Consider the following 15,096-nt stretch of genomic DNA (forward strand, 5'->3'; position numbering starts at 1 on the left):
TAACAACTAAATAACACTGATTTCTTTTACAGTTAAAGGCGAAAAATAGCCCTAAATCCTTGATACTTCAAGATTTCAGAGCTGTATTAAATGATAAATTATTGTGTGGATAAGGACTACCCATTCTTAAATTACTATTCTTTACCTCTAAAGATAAAACTGCAAAACCATACACTTTAGCGGTGGCAATAATCGATGGATCAGCTACATTCATCTCAGCCCAAGTCATTTTTATTTGATAAAAATTCAAACCCTTTAGAACCAATATTTAATAGATTAAGAGCTTCAATATATTGAATATTTCCTTCATAATAGCTACTTTTTACTGAATCAAAAAGGATTGGATCAACTTTACTTTGAATCGTATTATAGTAATCTATTCCATTATTATCTTGTTCCTTGGCTATCGCTTGATATTTGTTATATTCCTCAACGTTTCTTTTTGCGATAAAATTATAATCTTCTATTTTTATTAACTTATTATCTAAAGCTTTTCGAGCAATGACAGTTTTACTCACTTTAAACTTTTTTGCTAAATCAGTTACATATTCATACAGTTCTACATCGCTAGGTATATTCCATGATTCAACAAAAATAATATTGGGTATTAGTAGTTCACTCGCTATTTTATTACATATTCTTTCCAGTTGATTGACATCTGTATTCATTGTTAAATCAACATTATAAACTTCACTTTCACCTAATAAAATATGACCAAATTCATGTAACAAAGAAAAAAGTTGTCCATTTTTAGTATCATTGGTGTTAATAAAAACAAATGGTGCATATTCGTCAATGCTAACAAAGGCTCTAAATTCACTGATATCTAATTTACGATGCGTATTTTGCCTCACTATACCATTACTTTGAATAACCACACCTATATCATTTAATTTCTTTTTAAAATACTTAAGAGGATAAAGTCTACCCAAATCCTTTTGCCATTCTTCTCCTATACCAAGAATTTTTCTAGCATATTGAACAATAATGTTCCAATCATCATCTATGGTATACTTAGCAACATAATCTAAAGGCATAAAACCATTATCTTTTCTGTAGTCTAAAAGAAACTCTTGCTGGTTCTTTACAATCTTAATTGTCTCGATTAAATTTCTCGAAATATGATCCATATCTTTAGAATCAATCGTCCTATAATTTAATATTTGAGGTGTATCATCAACTGGTTTTTTAACAACTAAATAACCTAATGGAACTTGCAATTTTTTAGAGAGTTTCATTAGTTGATTAAATGTTGGGTTTTTACTCCCATCTAGCCAGTAATTTAAATTTTTCAAATCTTTCTCTTTAGTAAATTCCATCACATCAAATTCGGATTTATCAACATAATATTTAATAACAGACGGTTCTGTTTCAACGTAAACTGCTTTTCCCATTTATACACACCTCCTCGTTATATTATTTAATAACACTATAACACGAATAGACCAATCAGCACCTTTTTTGAATCCTATCCTTAAAAAACATTAAAGCGCTTACATTAATGTCCTTTACATTCTAGAGCTGCTATTTCAAAACAATAAAAATAAATGACCTATAAAAATTGTTGCACATATCTCGGATACTTAGTGAAGGAAATCTTGCATGTTTAATCCACAACGCAATTATTTGAATTGATTTCATATCCAGCTCAGATTTGAGAAATAATAACATTTAATAAACCTGATTGGTTTTAAAAATTTTCCTTTTAACATCACTTCACATTGGATTTCCCAGTTTAATTCTACATAATAATTTTAATCCATTGCAAATAAAAGAACTTCAATTTAATTATAACCTATATATTTTTATATATATCTAAAATTTTTCATTACTCTTACTTCGTGATATTTCATAAATAACGTTTAGTAATCCCTTAAAATCATTGTGAAAGTCGTTTGAATCAATCGAAACTAAAGGCCATGAATAATCATAGTATAAAGCATCTATATCCTCCAAAACATACAAATCTATTTCTTCAGCAGAAAAATTTCTTCCTTCATATAGCTCTATTGGATATATATTTCCTAATATATCTGGATTTAGAAAATTAACAAGCATTTGTTCGATGTTCTCAGCAGAGAGAATTCCATGATTACTTGATACTAAAATATTAACAGTAATAGATTTTTGAAAAAGATCATACTTATTAAGAAGAATAAGAAAATTTTTATTGAGTTTTTTTAGAAGAACATCTGGTACTTTCGTATTATAATCATCATACATTATTTTTTTGAAAATATTCGACATAAAAGTGGCAGTTTCTTTATATTTTTCATTATTCATAAAATACAATTTACTTTTTTCTCCAAAATTCAAATTTATATTAAATTTAAGTTGAACAACTATTGGTAATAAACTACATAATAATTGTTCATATAGTTGATTATTGATGTCATTATCAATTTTAATTGTATTTGATAAAACAGATAATAATTTAGAAACAATATCAACAATACTATTCCATATGAATGAATACTCTTTGCTAAAATCTATATCCGTTGTTAAATCGCGATGGGTAAGTAAAAGTATTGCAAATGCATAGACTTCTTCATCATCAAATACATGTTCATAATAATGAGAAAGTTTTTTAAAAATAATTGTAGAAATAGAAACAACAGTCTTAAATTCCTTAATATTGCTTATCGTTTTTTCATCTAGTGATAAATTATACCCAGCTAGTTTTCTATTTTTTTGAAGAATTAAATAGCGTGATAATATTTGAGTTACAAAATCGTTAACTGAAAAATTATTATTGCGAAGTGTAGCTAATAGTATATATCTTGTATTCTTAATTTCAGTTATATCGTTTTCAAAATAATTATAAAATTCTTTAATATTACGTGTATACTCTACTTTATGGAAGTGGATTTGAAACAAATATAACATAACCAATCGAATAGAAAACTCACTTCCAACAATTTTCGAACCACAATTAGGCTTGGAAATTAATTTTAATTGGTACAAATCTAACAAATCTCGATAATAATTAATTGCCTCATTGACAACTTTCTTAGATATATAAAATTTATCGCTAATATCTTCAATCTTAAAATAATCTTTTTGAGTAATTAAATATTGCATTATTTTAATATGTTCTGTTTTCAATATTTCATTATTTGTATGTAATAAAGATTCTCGAATTACTAGCTGATAAAGTGTTTTATTAAAAATATCAATGTCATTTACTTCAATCCAATAACCTACTCCTCTTTTAGATTTAAGAACTCCACCATTTTCTTGGACTAGTAAAGCTACCTTCTTCATGTCATATTTGATAGTTCGGACACTTCTTTCTAATATCTTTGCTAAGTATTTAGTTGTTAATGGTCTATTACTATCAGCTAACAAGTAAAATATCAACTCTTCTCTATTCATAATAGCACTTCCTTTCAATTATTATATCCTTGCACTTTATCAAGTGCAAATCTTAATCTTGATTAATCACTATTTTAGCTCTATCATCAAATTGTAAACGTTTACTAAAATTGTTTTAAATTAAAAGGGGAGATTATATGGATTTATTATTTCAATCGGATGATTTTGGTATAACAGAAGCAGTAACACTTGGTATTGTTAAGGGGATAGAAGAGGGACTTATTAGAAATACAGGACTATTTGTAAACATGAAGTCATCAAAATTTGCTGCATCATTTATTCCAAAATATCCTGAATGTTGCTTTGGTTTAGATATAAATTTGGTAGCTGGCAAGCCCATTAGTGATCCAATTAAAATACCTAGTTTAGTTAATGACGATGGTCTATTCATAAGCTCTATTGAAAGGTTTAAAAATGAATATAAAAGTATTGACAATGATTTATCAATTGAATTCAAAAATGAACCATATAAGTATGAAGAAGTTTTGATTGAAATGGAAGCACAAATACAGGAATTTATAAACTTAGTCGGAAGGAAACCAGAGTATATTCATCCCCATTCATTAGTTACTCCTACTACAATAAAGGCGTTTAAAACATTATCAAAAAAATATAATATTATTTTTACTATGGATTTTCTAAAAGAAATAAACATCACATTTTTACCAACAGATTGGAATATTAAACCAGTTTTTAAATTAGAAGATCAATTTCAAACAGATGTTACAAAGCGTGTTTTAAAACAATTAGAAATAACAAAAGATAAAGATAAAATCGCATTGATATGCCACTGCGGATATATTGATTCAGATTTATTAAAAGTATCTTCATATTCAATAATAAGAGCGAAAGATTTAGAAATGGCATTATCAATTGAAATGATTGATTATATTTCAGAAAATAAAATTAGGTTGGTAACTTATAGAAATATTTAATTTTTATCAGATTAGTTTAGGGTGGTGATTTTATGCTGAAGTTATTTTTAGCATCACATGGTAGATTAGCAAGCGGAATGGAAAGTTCAGTAAATGTCTTATTAGGAGGGGTTTCAAATTTAACTATTTTTGACGCATATTTAGATGAAAAAAATATTCATGAAGTATTGAATAGTTTTTTTGAAAATATAAATGAAGAAGATCAAGTCATAATGCTATCTGATTTATTAGGTGGAAGCGTTAATCAAGTGATGTATACCTATTTAAACAAAAAAAATACTAAATTGATATCCGGAATTAACTTAGCTATTCTATTAGAATTGTGTATGTATGAAAATCCAATTGATGATGAAAAAATTCTATCAATTATTAATGAGGGTAAAAATTCAATACAACTGATTAATAATAGTACAGAATTTAGTGAAATAGAAGATGATTTTTTTTGATAAAGGAGTGTTAGAATGATTAAACATTTAAGATTAGATGAAAGACTTATTCATGGTCAAATTGCAATAAAATGGTCAAGAAACTTAGATATAAACCGTATTATTGTTGCTAATGATGAAGCAGGAACAAACAAAACAATTGAAAGATCCTTAATGATGGCAGCACCTCAAAATTTAAAAGTAGCAATTCAAACTATTGATAAAAGTATTGAAATATTAAAAGATCCAAGAGCTAAGGATCTTAAAATTTTATTAATTGTTGCTACTCCTCAAGATGTATTAAAAATTATAAATCAAATAAAAGATGTAGATGTGATTAATGTTGGAAACTATGGACGTATTGCTAAAAAGAAAGAAGGTGAGTCTCGTAAATCTTATGGAAGTAATTTATATGCATATGACGAGGAGGTAGATATATTTAAGGAAATAATTGCATCAGGAATTAAATGCATTTATCAAACTACTCCAGAAGACAATCCAGAACCTCTTGATAAAGCCTTAAAAATATAGGAGGATTAAAAAATGACTACAGAAGCGTTATTAGTTAGTATTTTATATTTCATAATCTCATACTTAGATCCCATCTTACTATCATGGCAAGCTGTTAATAGACCAATAGTAGTAGCACCTTTAGTTGGTTTGGTATTAGGTGATTTTCATACAGGTATATTAATGGGTGCTTCCCTTGAAGCAATATTTATGGGGATTTCAGCTATTGGTGGTAGTATACCAGCAGATGCAACCATTGCAAGTGTTATATCCGTTTCGTATACAATATTAACAGGTGCAGATATAGAAGCAGGTTTAGCTATAGCAATGCCTATAGGAACCGTAATGGCACAAATTTCAGCAGCACTTACTCCAATTTGGAGTTCATTTGCAGTTTATTGGGAAAAATTAGCTGTTAATGGGACTCCTAAACAATTTTTAGGACAAAATATTGTATTCTCAATGTTAACTACTCCTCTAATAAATTCTATAATGCTGTTCTTTTCGATTGCTTATGGTGTAGATGGGTTAAATAATTTATTAGCCCAATTACCGGCATGGGTCATGAATGGTTTAGTTGCTTCATCAAGTATGATGATAGCGGTAGGTCTAGCTATTTTAACATCGATGATTTGGGATAATAAGTTAGGTATTTTTTTCTTCGTAGGTTATATATTAGCTGCACGTTTAGGACTTGATGCATTATCAATCGCAATTATAGGACTAGCTATTGCTATCACAATGTTCTTTACAGATAAAAGTATTATTGACTTAAAAAATTCATTATCAAATATAAATACTAACACAAGTGCAGTTGAGGGGGATGATTTCTTTGAATAATGCAAATAAATTATCAAAAGAAGAAAATAAGATATTAAGACAAATGTTCATTAGATCACATTTAGTTTTTATGTCATTTAATATGGTTAAAATGGAAGCAAATGCATTTACAATAACTATGTCTCCCGCTATTGAATCCATCTACGGAGATAATGAAGAAGATAAAAAAGATGCTTATTTGCGATCACAAAACTTCTTCAATACACATGCTGTACCATTTAATTTTATTGCAGGGTTAACTTATGCGTTAGAGAAACAAAGAAAAGAAAAAGGTAACATTGATACAGCTACCATTGAAAGTATCAAAACTTCATTAATGGGACCAACCGCAGGTATGTTCGATTCTTTATTTTTTAATGGTTTAAGAATAATTGCAGCAGGGATAGCAATTGGACTTGCATCACAAGGTAATATTTTAGGAGCTATATTATTTATCCTGTTATATGGCGTCCCTCAATCTATTGCTAAGTGGTTTTTATTAAAATGGGGATATGTATATGGCACACCCTTTATAGATTCTGTTTATGAATCTGGTTTAATGAATGCGCTGACAAAAGCTGCGGGAGTTTTAGGGTTAACTATGGTAGGTTCCACAGTAGCACAACTAGTCCACTTCCCATTAAATTGGACTATTTCAATAGGTGAAACAGAATTAGTAGTACAAGATGTTTTTAATTCAATATTTCCAGGTCTTTTAAGTATTATTTTAGTGTTTGTTTTAGTTTATTTGATTAAAAAAGGTTATCGTCCAACTACACTAATAATTGGAATCATTGCCTTAGCAATGATTGGAGCTCTTTTAGGGATTTTCTAAATTTAATCGCTCTATTTTTAATAAACTTATAATCAGAGGTGAGGTATTGTGTATATTAAATCAGATAAGATATATACTGAATCTGGTGTAGTGAAAGGTTATTTGAATATTGAAGATGGTAAAATAAAAAATATATTAAGTTCAGATGAGAAAGTTGATGATTTCCATGATTTCTCAACATATCGAATTATACCTGGTATTTTTGATACTCACATACATGGTGTTATGGGATATAATCTCATGAATAAAACCCCTGATGTGATATCAGAAATAAAGGGGTTTTTAAAAGGTATATCTGCTCATGGAGTTACCTCAGTATTACCAACTGCAAATCCTGAGATTTTTAAAGATCTTGTTGCTGTGTCTCGGATGAGTATTGATGGTGCAAAAATTATAGGGATTCATTCAGAAGGACCATATCTAAATAGAGTTGGTGAAAAGGGGATTGATGAGGGTCACCCAGATATTAGTCTAGACTATATACAAGAAATGATTAGTAATTGTGAAGGTATGTTAAAATTAGTTGGAATGGCTCCTGAACTTCCAAACAGTAAACAAGCAACAGAGTATTTATTAAATCATGGGGTAAGAGTTGCTTTCACTCATAGTAATGCAAATTTTGAAGAAGCAATGAATGCATTTAAAAACGGAGTGAGTATTTCCACACATACTGCTAATGTAATGACTGGTATACATCATAGGGATGTTGGAGGTTTAGGAGCAAGTTTACTAGCACCTAATGTGGAGTGCGAAATAATTTGTGATGGTCTTCATGTTTCTTTTGAAATGTTAGAAATAATGTTTAGAATAAAGTCTTATGATAGATTTATAATGATTTCTGACAGTACTCACCTGGCTGGTGCTCCTATAGGTCAATATGAATCAATGGGTTTAACTATAAATATAACTGATGATGGTTTTGCTAAAACGGATACCGGAAGACTAGTTGGTTCTACTAAATCTATTATGTATGGTATTAAAAATCTGGTAGAGAAAATGAACATACCTTTAGAAATAGTTCTCAATATGGCTTGTCTGAATCCAGCACGAACATATGGTGTTGATCGAAAAAAAGGATCACTAGTCGTTGGTAAAGATGCTGACTTTGTTATTATTGATGATGAATATAGTGTAGTTTATACTTTTTCTGAAGGTGAAGTTATATATGACGCTTCAACTGATAAAGATTTATTCAATACAAAAATGTTAGTAAAATAAATTATATTAAGATTTATACATAAAAACATAGACTTGTATTACATAAATAATAATCCGCTACAAATAATTTTTCGTTGGCAATAATTTTCAAAGAAAATGCCAAGGATAAATACTATTTTTATTAAAAATGTTATTAGCTAATTCCTGACTGTTCAAGTTTTATTTTATTAATATATCAAATAAATATCGAGGCTTTAATTTAAATTCAAAATCATAAGAATCTCTTTTTTCGGAGATTCTTATGATTTTCAAATGAATACAAATTGAAAAAATTCCATTTAACCAATCAGCACCTAATTAGGTCTTGTAACATTCCCCAACACAACCTTCTCTTTAGCCCCTGTTGCCCCAGGCACATTCGAAGGCTTCCGATGCAATGTCTCATTACCCAAAATCACAAAAGCCACCGCTTCTTTTGAATCAGAAGAGAATCCTTTTTCTTCTTGAGTAAATACGTCAATTTCAGGAATTAATTCTTTAATATATTCCACCAAAGTTAAATTATGAACCCCACCACCAGCTAAAATGATCTCATTCAAATTATACTTAGGAATAATAAACTCACGGTAACTATAGACAATTGAATAGGCAGTAAACCATGTTAAGGTGGCAATTATATCTTCTGGAGCATAGTTATTATACGTTTCTATTAATTGCTTAGTATACTCAATTCCAAAGACTTCTCTACCCGTCGATTTAGGCGGAACCATCTTCAAATAGGGGTGATCCCTTAACTCATCAACCAACTCAATAATCAAATCGCCACTCGCAGCGACAGCTCCACCTTTATCAAAACTCTCATCATACAAAATTTCCATAGCCGCATTGATCATCATATTTCCCGGACCCGTATCGAATGCAACAACATCTTCAATCTCGCCACCTGCTGGAATAACCGTAACATTCCCAATCCCACCAATATTTTGCAAAGCGATCGTTTTTACAGCCGATTGATACAAAACATATTCACTATATGGAACCAAAGGAGCGCCCTCACCGCCAGCAGCCATATCCATTGTCCGAAAATTACTCACAACCGGACAACCGCATTGGTACGCAATCACAGCACTTTCACCTAATTGGAGCGTACTTGCAACTAACCCATCTCGTTCATGTGGAATATGATAAACCGTTTGCCCATGACTCGCTACAAAACCTAATTCTTCCGAAGCTATCCCATAATTCTTGCAAATATTTATAACAGCATCAGCATACCATTTGCCCAATTCAAAATTTAATGAGCAAACCTCAGCAATACTTACTGGTCTGTTTTCAGCTACTTTCTTAACTAAATCTCGTAACTTCATAGGATATTCAAATGTTTCGAAGGCTAACTCTTTAATTTCTGTATCCACACCAGTTCCTTTAACTTCACACAACACGGCATCTAACCCATCCAATGATGTTCCGGACATTAGCCCAACAGCTAACATAAGGACATCCTCCTTTCAATTCTTAAATAAATATCACTGCTTTAAATTATCAATAATTTTTCGAGAGGCGACTAAACTTTGAAGCGTATCATCAAAATTATCCTTAGCAACGCCATAATATAGTAGATCAGTAATAACAAATGTTGCATTTCTCGAAGAAATAGTACCAAGACGTAAGTTAGTTTCTTCAACAGGAATATATAAATTAAAATCGGCAATTTGCGACAATGATGTTTTAACATCGTACTTAGTGATGGCAATGACCGGTGTGCCAACTTCTTTGGCTTTCTCTGCTGCGTATAAAACGACATCCGTTTTACCAGAGTAACTAACTGCAATTACAATATCATCAGGGGTTAAATTGGCTAATTGAGCTAATAAAATATGCGAATCATCATGAAAAAAGACCGTACGCCCAATCCTTGATAATTTTTGCATTAAGTCATTGCACATAATGGCGCTCCCACCAATACCAATAATAAAGATTCGATTACTTTTATTAATCGCATCGACCGCTTCTGACATTAATTTAATATTTAATAAATTGTATGTTTTTTCCATAATTGACATGGAAATATATTGTACTTTTTTTGTTAACACTTCAAAGGAATCTCCCGCATCAATAAATACATTCATCAATTGATTTTCTTCCGGTTTTTCAACCGTATCAGAAGCTAGATCAACTTTTAAAGCAGTAAAGCCTTTATAACCTAATTTCTTTGAAAACCTCACCCATGAACTAGCAGATGTTTTAGTCAAATCTGCTAGTTCATGAGTAGATGAGTCCAAAACTGATTCACGATTATCTAAAATGAAGTCGGCAATTTTCAATTCAGTCTCGCTAAAAGAATCATACAATTCTCTAATCCTTGTGGTACAACTCATGATATCACCTCATCATTTAATTTTGTATTTAACCAACACAACCTACTCAATCCTTTTATCTAATTGTACATAAATACAAAATTAAATTCAAAACGTGGATATTATTTTAATCTAAATTTTTGCCAAGGTTTTATTTCATCGAGAATAAATACCTCTGCTTCTTTAATACGTCCTACAACATTACTATTACCACTATTTTTCATATCATTTAATGCAATTTGTAATTCACCGGCATAATGTCCGTAGTAACTAGATTCAATAACAATATCGCCTCTATGAATGGTATCGGGTGTGTTGAAACGTTCAAAATGATGACCTTTGTATTTAACTCTACTTTGAGTCGAACGAATAATATTTTCACTTTGATCCCCACGATTAACATGTAATTCTTCAAACAAAATTTTTCGTTCTGTTTCAGGTAAACCATCAACGACTTCGACATCAAATGTGACTAAACTTAAATCCAAATTGCTTAAACTAGCTAGTTCAGCATCAGTCGGATAACAATTTGAAATGATAATATCATCTACTAGGTTCATCGCTAAGTAATGTTTAACCTGTACATCTAAAGGTAAGTGGCGATGCATCTCTAAAGTAGGTAACCCTTCAGTAACCGGCCAAGGCCCAAAAGTAGAATCATTTTGACTAGTTACAAAAGCTGCAGTCCGCAAACCATATTGTTTAAACCGCTTCGTACTTTTTTCAAAGTAGTCTAATCCTAATCCACTATAGTTATGAGGATAAAAATTATGACACGCGATTAAATTATAAACATTAGGTTGATAATCCATAATCGTATCAATCGTATGAACATTGTTACTCATGTTGATCTCAATAGATAAATCATATGGGTTGTATGTCATTAAAGCTTCTTCAGCTCCAGTAAATCCTACATCAAGCCTAAGTCCATCTGCTTGAATCTCTTTAAAGAATCCTAATTCTTTATAACTGATATCTAACGCTTCAAAAATCCGTGGTGCCACATCAACAATGACTTCAAAGCCTTTACTTTTTGCATAACTATTAACTAATTTAAATTCTTCTTTTACTTCCTCTTTGTCTTTTTCAACTGACAACAGGCATGAAAAAACACGAGTAAAACCAGCTTCAGCCGCCTTATCAATATAAGCAAATAAATCTGCTTGATTTGACTTCTCTGGATAAATTGAAATTCCTAATTTACGCATTATTTTATTTCACTCCTAGATTGTATTTTTAAAAAGCCCTGTAAATACAGGGCTCTCACTAATTTAAGTTGTTTCAACAGTTTCAGGTTCAACCTGTTCTTCTGCTAATAATTGATTATCATAAATTCTAAAGAATGGATAATACAAAGCAATTGAAAGGATAATTAGTAACACATTTAGTACTATAGCCCGCCAATCATTTCCTGTAGCTAAAAATGCACCAATTGGTCCAGGCAAAGTCCACGGAGCATTCGCTACCACTGGATTTACCCATCCCCATGAAGTCGCAAACCAAGCAATAATACCATTAAATAATGGAATAACAACAAACGGAATCATCAACACAGGGTTTAATACGATTGGAACACCAAAGATCATAGGCTCATTGATATTAAATATCGCTGGAATAAGTGATGTTTTACCTAAAGTGCTTCCATAAGATGATTTAGAGCGCCATGCAAGTAGAATGGCTAAACCTAAAGTTGCACCGGAACCACCAATCCACACAAACCATTGATAGAATGGTTCAGCAGCTATATTTTGAATAGCTTCACCTGCAACATATGCAGTCGTATTTTCCTCCAATAAAACTAACCAAAGAGGACGCGCTAACGATCCAACAATTGAAGCACCGTGAATACCAAATACCCAGAAAAAGCCTGTTAAAAAGATGATTAATAAAACCGAAGGTAGCGTATCTGATGCAGAGATTAATGGTGATACAATTATAGCAACAATGCCATGAACATCAATTTCTAAGAAATATGTGATTGTAGCAACTAATAATAATACAATGGCAGTTGGTGTCAAAGATTCAAATGAACGAGCAACAGAAGCGGGTACTTGTGATGGCATTGAAATTTTAAAGCCACTTTTATCTGTAAACCGATATATCTCAACCGCTAAGAAAGCTGATAAAATACCTATAAACATCCCACCTGATCCTAGGTTAGCCATTGGTAAATGAAAACCAGTAGGTACAGCAGCAATATATTCAGCTAATTCTACATTATTTGCAGCCAATTGTTGGATTGACTCTGAAGCTGCTGGGATTGACGTTGGTACGATAGTTAATAAAAAGGCTAGTTCAGATAATATCGCACCAGACAAACCATCTAAATCATACGATTTTGCTAATGAATAACCAATTCCAAAAACAGCATACAATGTCATAATGTACATTGAAACACGGTATGGTAATAAGATTTTAGTTTGATGTTGCAGGATCCATTGAGTAAAGGCCCAATCAGATGGTAGTGAATTTGGTAAGAATGCGATTACCATAAACATTGAAGCGACAATAATAATCGGCAAAGTTGAAATAATCCCGTCACGAATCGCACGTAAATGGCGTTGCTCAGCTAATTTTGCCATAGGTGTTGATAGTTTTTCATCTAAAAATGTTGCTATTTTATCAAACAATTATTTTTTCCTCCTAACTTTTTAAAACGACAATGAACATCCATTAATATAACTATTCGAAAATCTCACCTGCTTCTTTTTGAATTTGTTGTAATAAAAATTTACCACCTATTGGAGAATAACCTTTTGGATTAATTAACAAACATGGCACACCAACAGCATCTGCTTGCCCTTTTAAAACATCAAATCGATGACGTATTTGTGGAGCCACTAATCCTAAAGCATAACCTTTCTTTATTTCATCTTCAAAAGCTTGAGAACTAACTTCTTGAACAGTCATATCAATTCCAGCATCCTTTGCGGCATCACTTAATGATTTTGCTGCAATCGCGCTAGACATCCCAGCTGAACACGCTAATAGTACTTTCATTTTCCATACCTCCAAATTTTTTATAAATAAATACCTAAGCCAAACAAAAAGAACTCAATGATAAAAATAAACAACGAACTGATACCTAACAGCACCCAAAAACTTGAACCAATTCTTTTTTCTGTTTCAATAAAACAACAAGCATACGCAATCGTGGCGCCAATTAATAATGAACTTAAAATCAATACCAACCATTGTATCCCTGGTGAAAAGCGTTCTAAGAGAAAAGGAACGGCAAATAATACGATAAAAGTAACCCCTAATATTAAGAACGAGCTTTTAAAGCCAATTTTTGGCATATTCGTATCGTTTTTCATTTTTTCTTCCATCAGTTAATCGACCTTACTTATTTTCTAGTTCATTCACACGTTTATTTAATTTGATAAAATAATCTGCTAATGAACGAACTTCCATAGATGTCATCAAATGATCTTGCGCATGCACAAAGAGAACAGTCACATCATGATTTTTACCCGCAGCTTCTTCTTGAATTAAATTAGTTTGAACTTGATGAGCTGTTTTCAAATATGCATCAGCTTCCACCAACAATTCGTCTGCTTTTTCGTAATTACCTTTTTCAGCTTCCATTATCGCTTCGTATGCCAAACCTTTTGCATTTCCGCCATTACTAATAATTTCAAAAATAATCTGTTCCATTTCTTCCATGTTTATCACTCTTTCTCTGTTATTTCATTTATTTCATTAACTATTTTCAACTGCACGACTAATGAATCCTTTTGCTGTTACTAATTTAGTTTTAGCCTCCTCCATACTTTCACCTGTAAGAATCATGACAATAGCAAGTTTTACATCTTTATTTGCAATTTCAAGATATTCATCTGCTACTTCTTCACTACAATCCGTTGCATCCATAATAATTCTCTTTGAACGGGCAACTAATTTTTCATTCGTTGCTTGCACATCGACCATTAAATTCTGATATGTCTTACCAATTCCAATCATAGATGCAGTTGATAACATATTTAAAATTAATTTTTGTGCTGTTCCAGCTTTTAATCTAGTTGATCCAGTTAATACTTCAGGTCCACAATCAACTTCTATAGCAATCTGACTATATGAGCTAATAAGTGAATTTATATTACATGCCAATGAGACTGTGTTTGCTCCAACTTCATTAGCATACATTAACCCTCCAACAACATAAGGCGTCCTACCACTCGCAGCAATCCCTACCACCGTATCATTTGCTTTTAAATCAAGGGCTTCCAAATCAGCTTTCCCTAATTCTTTCGAATCTTCTGCACCTTCCACAGCTAATTTAATTGCTGAATCACCACCCGCAATCAATCCTACGACCATTTCAGGTGGCACCCCAAATGTAGGAACACATTCCGCTGCATCTAAAACACCCAGTCTTCCACTTGTTCCTGCACCCATATAAATTAATCTTCCATTACTATTAAATGACTCAATAATTTTATTCACAGCTTGTTCAATCACAGGAAGCACCTTTTCTACTATCATTTTTATGTTTAAATATATATGAATTTTCGATGTAATCGCTTGCTCACTAAATTGATTATAGCAGAAAGAAATATTATTTCAACTAATTTCTATTTTTTATAGAATATTATTTCATTTTTTAAAGCGTATACATATGTTGTGATATTTGAGTCCTTATTTGTTGGACTTTAAGTCTCCTGGTATTTAGAGAATCCTGA

16 protein-coding genes are annotated in these 15,096 nt (G+C 31.3%); 6 read left to right on the top strand and 10 right to left on the bottom strand.

What is annotated here, in order from left to right:
• Positions 1-215: 215 nt before the first annotated feature.
• Both NRE15_RS05835 and NRE15_RS05840 read right to left on the bottom strand, forming a co-directional pair.
• A complete protein-coding gene (locus tag NRE15_RS05835) occupies positions 216-1,394 on the bottom strand; it encodes an ImmA/IrrE family metallo-endopeptidase (protein ID WP_313794658.1) in 1,179 nt (392 codons plus the stop codon).
• A 421-nt stretch (positions 1,395-1,815) separates the two neighbouring features.
• A complete protein-coding gene (locus tag NRE15_RS05840; RefSeq protein ID WP_313794659.1) occupies positions 1,816-3,375 on the bottom strand; it encodes a BglG family transcription antiterminator in 1,560 nt (519 codons plus the stop codon).
• 137 nt (positions 3,376-3,512) lie between these two features.
• Here NRE15_RS05840 and NRE15_RS05845 point away from each other — a divergent pair, with 137 nt between their 5' ends.
• Genes NRE15_RS05845 through nagA form a run of 6 tightly spaced genes read left to right on the top strand, consistent with a single transcriptional unit; the run spans position 3,513 to position 8,117 of the window.
• On the top strand, positions 3,513-4,310 hold the full coding sequence (locus NRE15_RS05845) for a ChbG/HpnK family deacetylase (RefSeq protein WP_313794660.1): 798 nt from the start codon (positions 3,513-3,515) through the stop codon (positions 4,308-4,310).
• Positions 4,311-4,342: 32 nt separating this feature from the next.
• On the top strand, positions 4,343-4,756 hold the full coding sequence (locus NRE15_RS05850) for a PTS sugar transporter subunit IIA (protein WP_313794661.1): 414 nt from the start codon (positions 4,343-4,345) through the stop codon (positions 4,754-4,756).
• 15 nt (positions 4,757-4,771) lie between these two features.
• A complete protein-coding gene (locus NRE15_RS05855) occupies positions 4,772-5,266 on the top strand; it encodes a PTS system mannose/fructose/N-acetylgalactosamine-transporter subunit IIB (RefSeq protein WP_313794662.1) in 495 nt (164 codons plus the stop codon).
• Between the two features lie 12 nt (positions 5,267-5,278).
• Complete coding sequence (locus tag NRE15_RS05860) at positions 5,279-6,085, top strand: PTS sugar transporter subunit IIC (protein ID WP_313794663.1); 807 nt, start codon at positions 5,279-5,281, stop codon at positions 6,083-6,085.
• Complete coding sequence (locus tag NRE15_RS05865) at positions 6,078-6,899, top strand: PTS system mannose/fructose/sorbose family transporter subunit IID (protein WP_313794664.1); 822 nt, start codon at positions 6,078-6,080, stop codon at positions 6,897-6,899. Before NRE15_RS05860 ends, NRE15_RS05865 begins: the two co-directional genes overlap by 8 nt.
• Before the next feature lie 48 nt (positions 6,900-6,947).
• Positions 6,948-8,117 carry an N-acetylglucosamine-6-phosphate deacetylase gene (gene nagA / locus NRE15_RS05870; protein WP_313794665.1) on the top strand — a complete coding sequence of 390 codons (1,170 nt, stop codon included), beginning with the start codon at positions 6,948-6,950 and terminating at the stop codon, positions 8,115-8,117.
• A 293-nt stretch (positions 8,118-8,410) separates the two neighbouring features.
• Here the strand turns inward: nagA and anmK are convergent, their stop codons facing one another.
• From anmK to murQ, 8 genes are all read right to left on the bottom strand, one after another.
• Positions 8,411-9,550 carry an anhydro-N-acetylmuramic acid kinase AnmK gene (anmK, locus tag NRE15_RS05875; protein WP_313794666.1) on the bottom strand — a complete coding sequence of 380 codons (1,140 nt, stop codon included), beginning with the start codon at positions 9,548-9,550 and terminating at the stop codon, positions 8,411-8,413.
• Between the two features lie 33 nt (positions 9,551-9,583).
• The gene (locus tag NRE15_RS05880) at positions 9,584-10,435 is read right to left on the bottom strand and encodes a MurR/RpiR family transcriptional regulator (protein WP_313794667.1); all 852 of its coding nucleotides are present in this window, start codon (positions 10,433-10,435) and stop codon (positions 9,584-9,586) included.
• 101 nt (positions 10,436-10,536) lie between these two features.
• Positions 10,537-11,622 (bottom strand): DUF871 domain-containing protein, encoded by a 1,086-nt coding sequence (locus NRE15_RS05885; protein WP_313794668.1) that lies wholly within the window; start codon positions 11,620-11,622, stop codon positions 10,537-10,539.
• Between the two features lie 63 nt (positions 11,623-11,685).
• Positions 11,686-13,044 (bottom strand): PTS sugar transporter subunit IIC, encoded by a 1,359-nt coding sequence (locus NRE15_RS05890; protein WP_313794669.1) that lies wholly within the window; start codon positions 13,042-13,044, stop codon positions 11,686-11,688.
• A 52-nt stretch (positions 13,045-13,096) separates the two neighbouring features.
• Positions 13,097-13,414 carry a PTS sugar transporter subunit IIB gene (locus NRE15_RS05895; RefSeq protein WP_313794670.1) on the bottom strand — a complete coding sequence of 106 codons (318 nt, stop codon included), beginning with the start codon at positions 13,412-13,414 and terminating at the stop codon, positions 13,097-13,099.
• A 20-nt stretch (positions 13,415-13,434) separates the two neighbouring features.
• On the bottom strand, positions 13,435-13,743 hold the full coding sequence (locus NRE15_RS05900) for a hypothetical protein (RefSeq protein ID WP_313794671.1): 309 nt from the start codon (positions 13,741-13,743) through the stop codon (positions 13,435-13,437).
• Between the two features lie 13 nt (positions 13,744-13,756).
• Positions 13,757-14,080, bottom strand: a complete 324-nt coding sequence (locus tag NRE15_RS05905; RefSeq protein WP_313794672.1) for a PTS lactose/cellobiose transporter subunit IIA — start codon at positions 14,078-14,080, stop codon at positions 13,757-13,759.
• A gap of 36 nt (positions 14,081-14,116) precedes the next feature.
• A complete protein-coding gene (gene murQ, locus NRE15_RS05910; protein ID WP_313794959.1) occupies positions 14,117-14,971 on the bottom strand; it encodes an N-acetylmuramic acid 6-phosphate etherase in 855 nt (284 codons plus the stop codon).
• Between the last annotated feature and the right edge of the window lie 125 nt (positions 14,972-15,096).

The sequence above is a fragment of the Fundicoccus culcitae genome, assembly GCF_024661895.1.
Taxonomy (GTDB): domain Bacteria; phylum Bacillota; class Bacilli; order Lactobacillales; family Aerococcaceae; genus Fundicoccus_A; species Fundicoccus_A culcitae.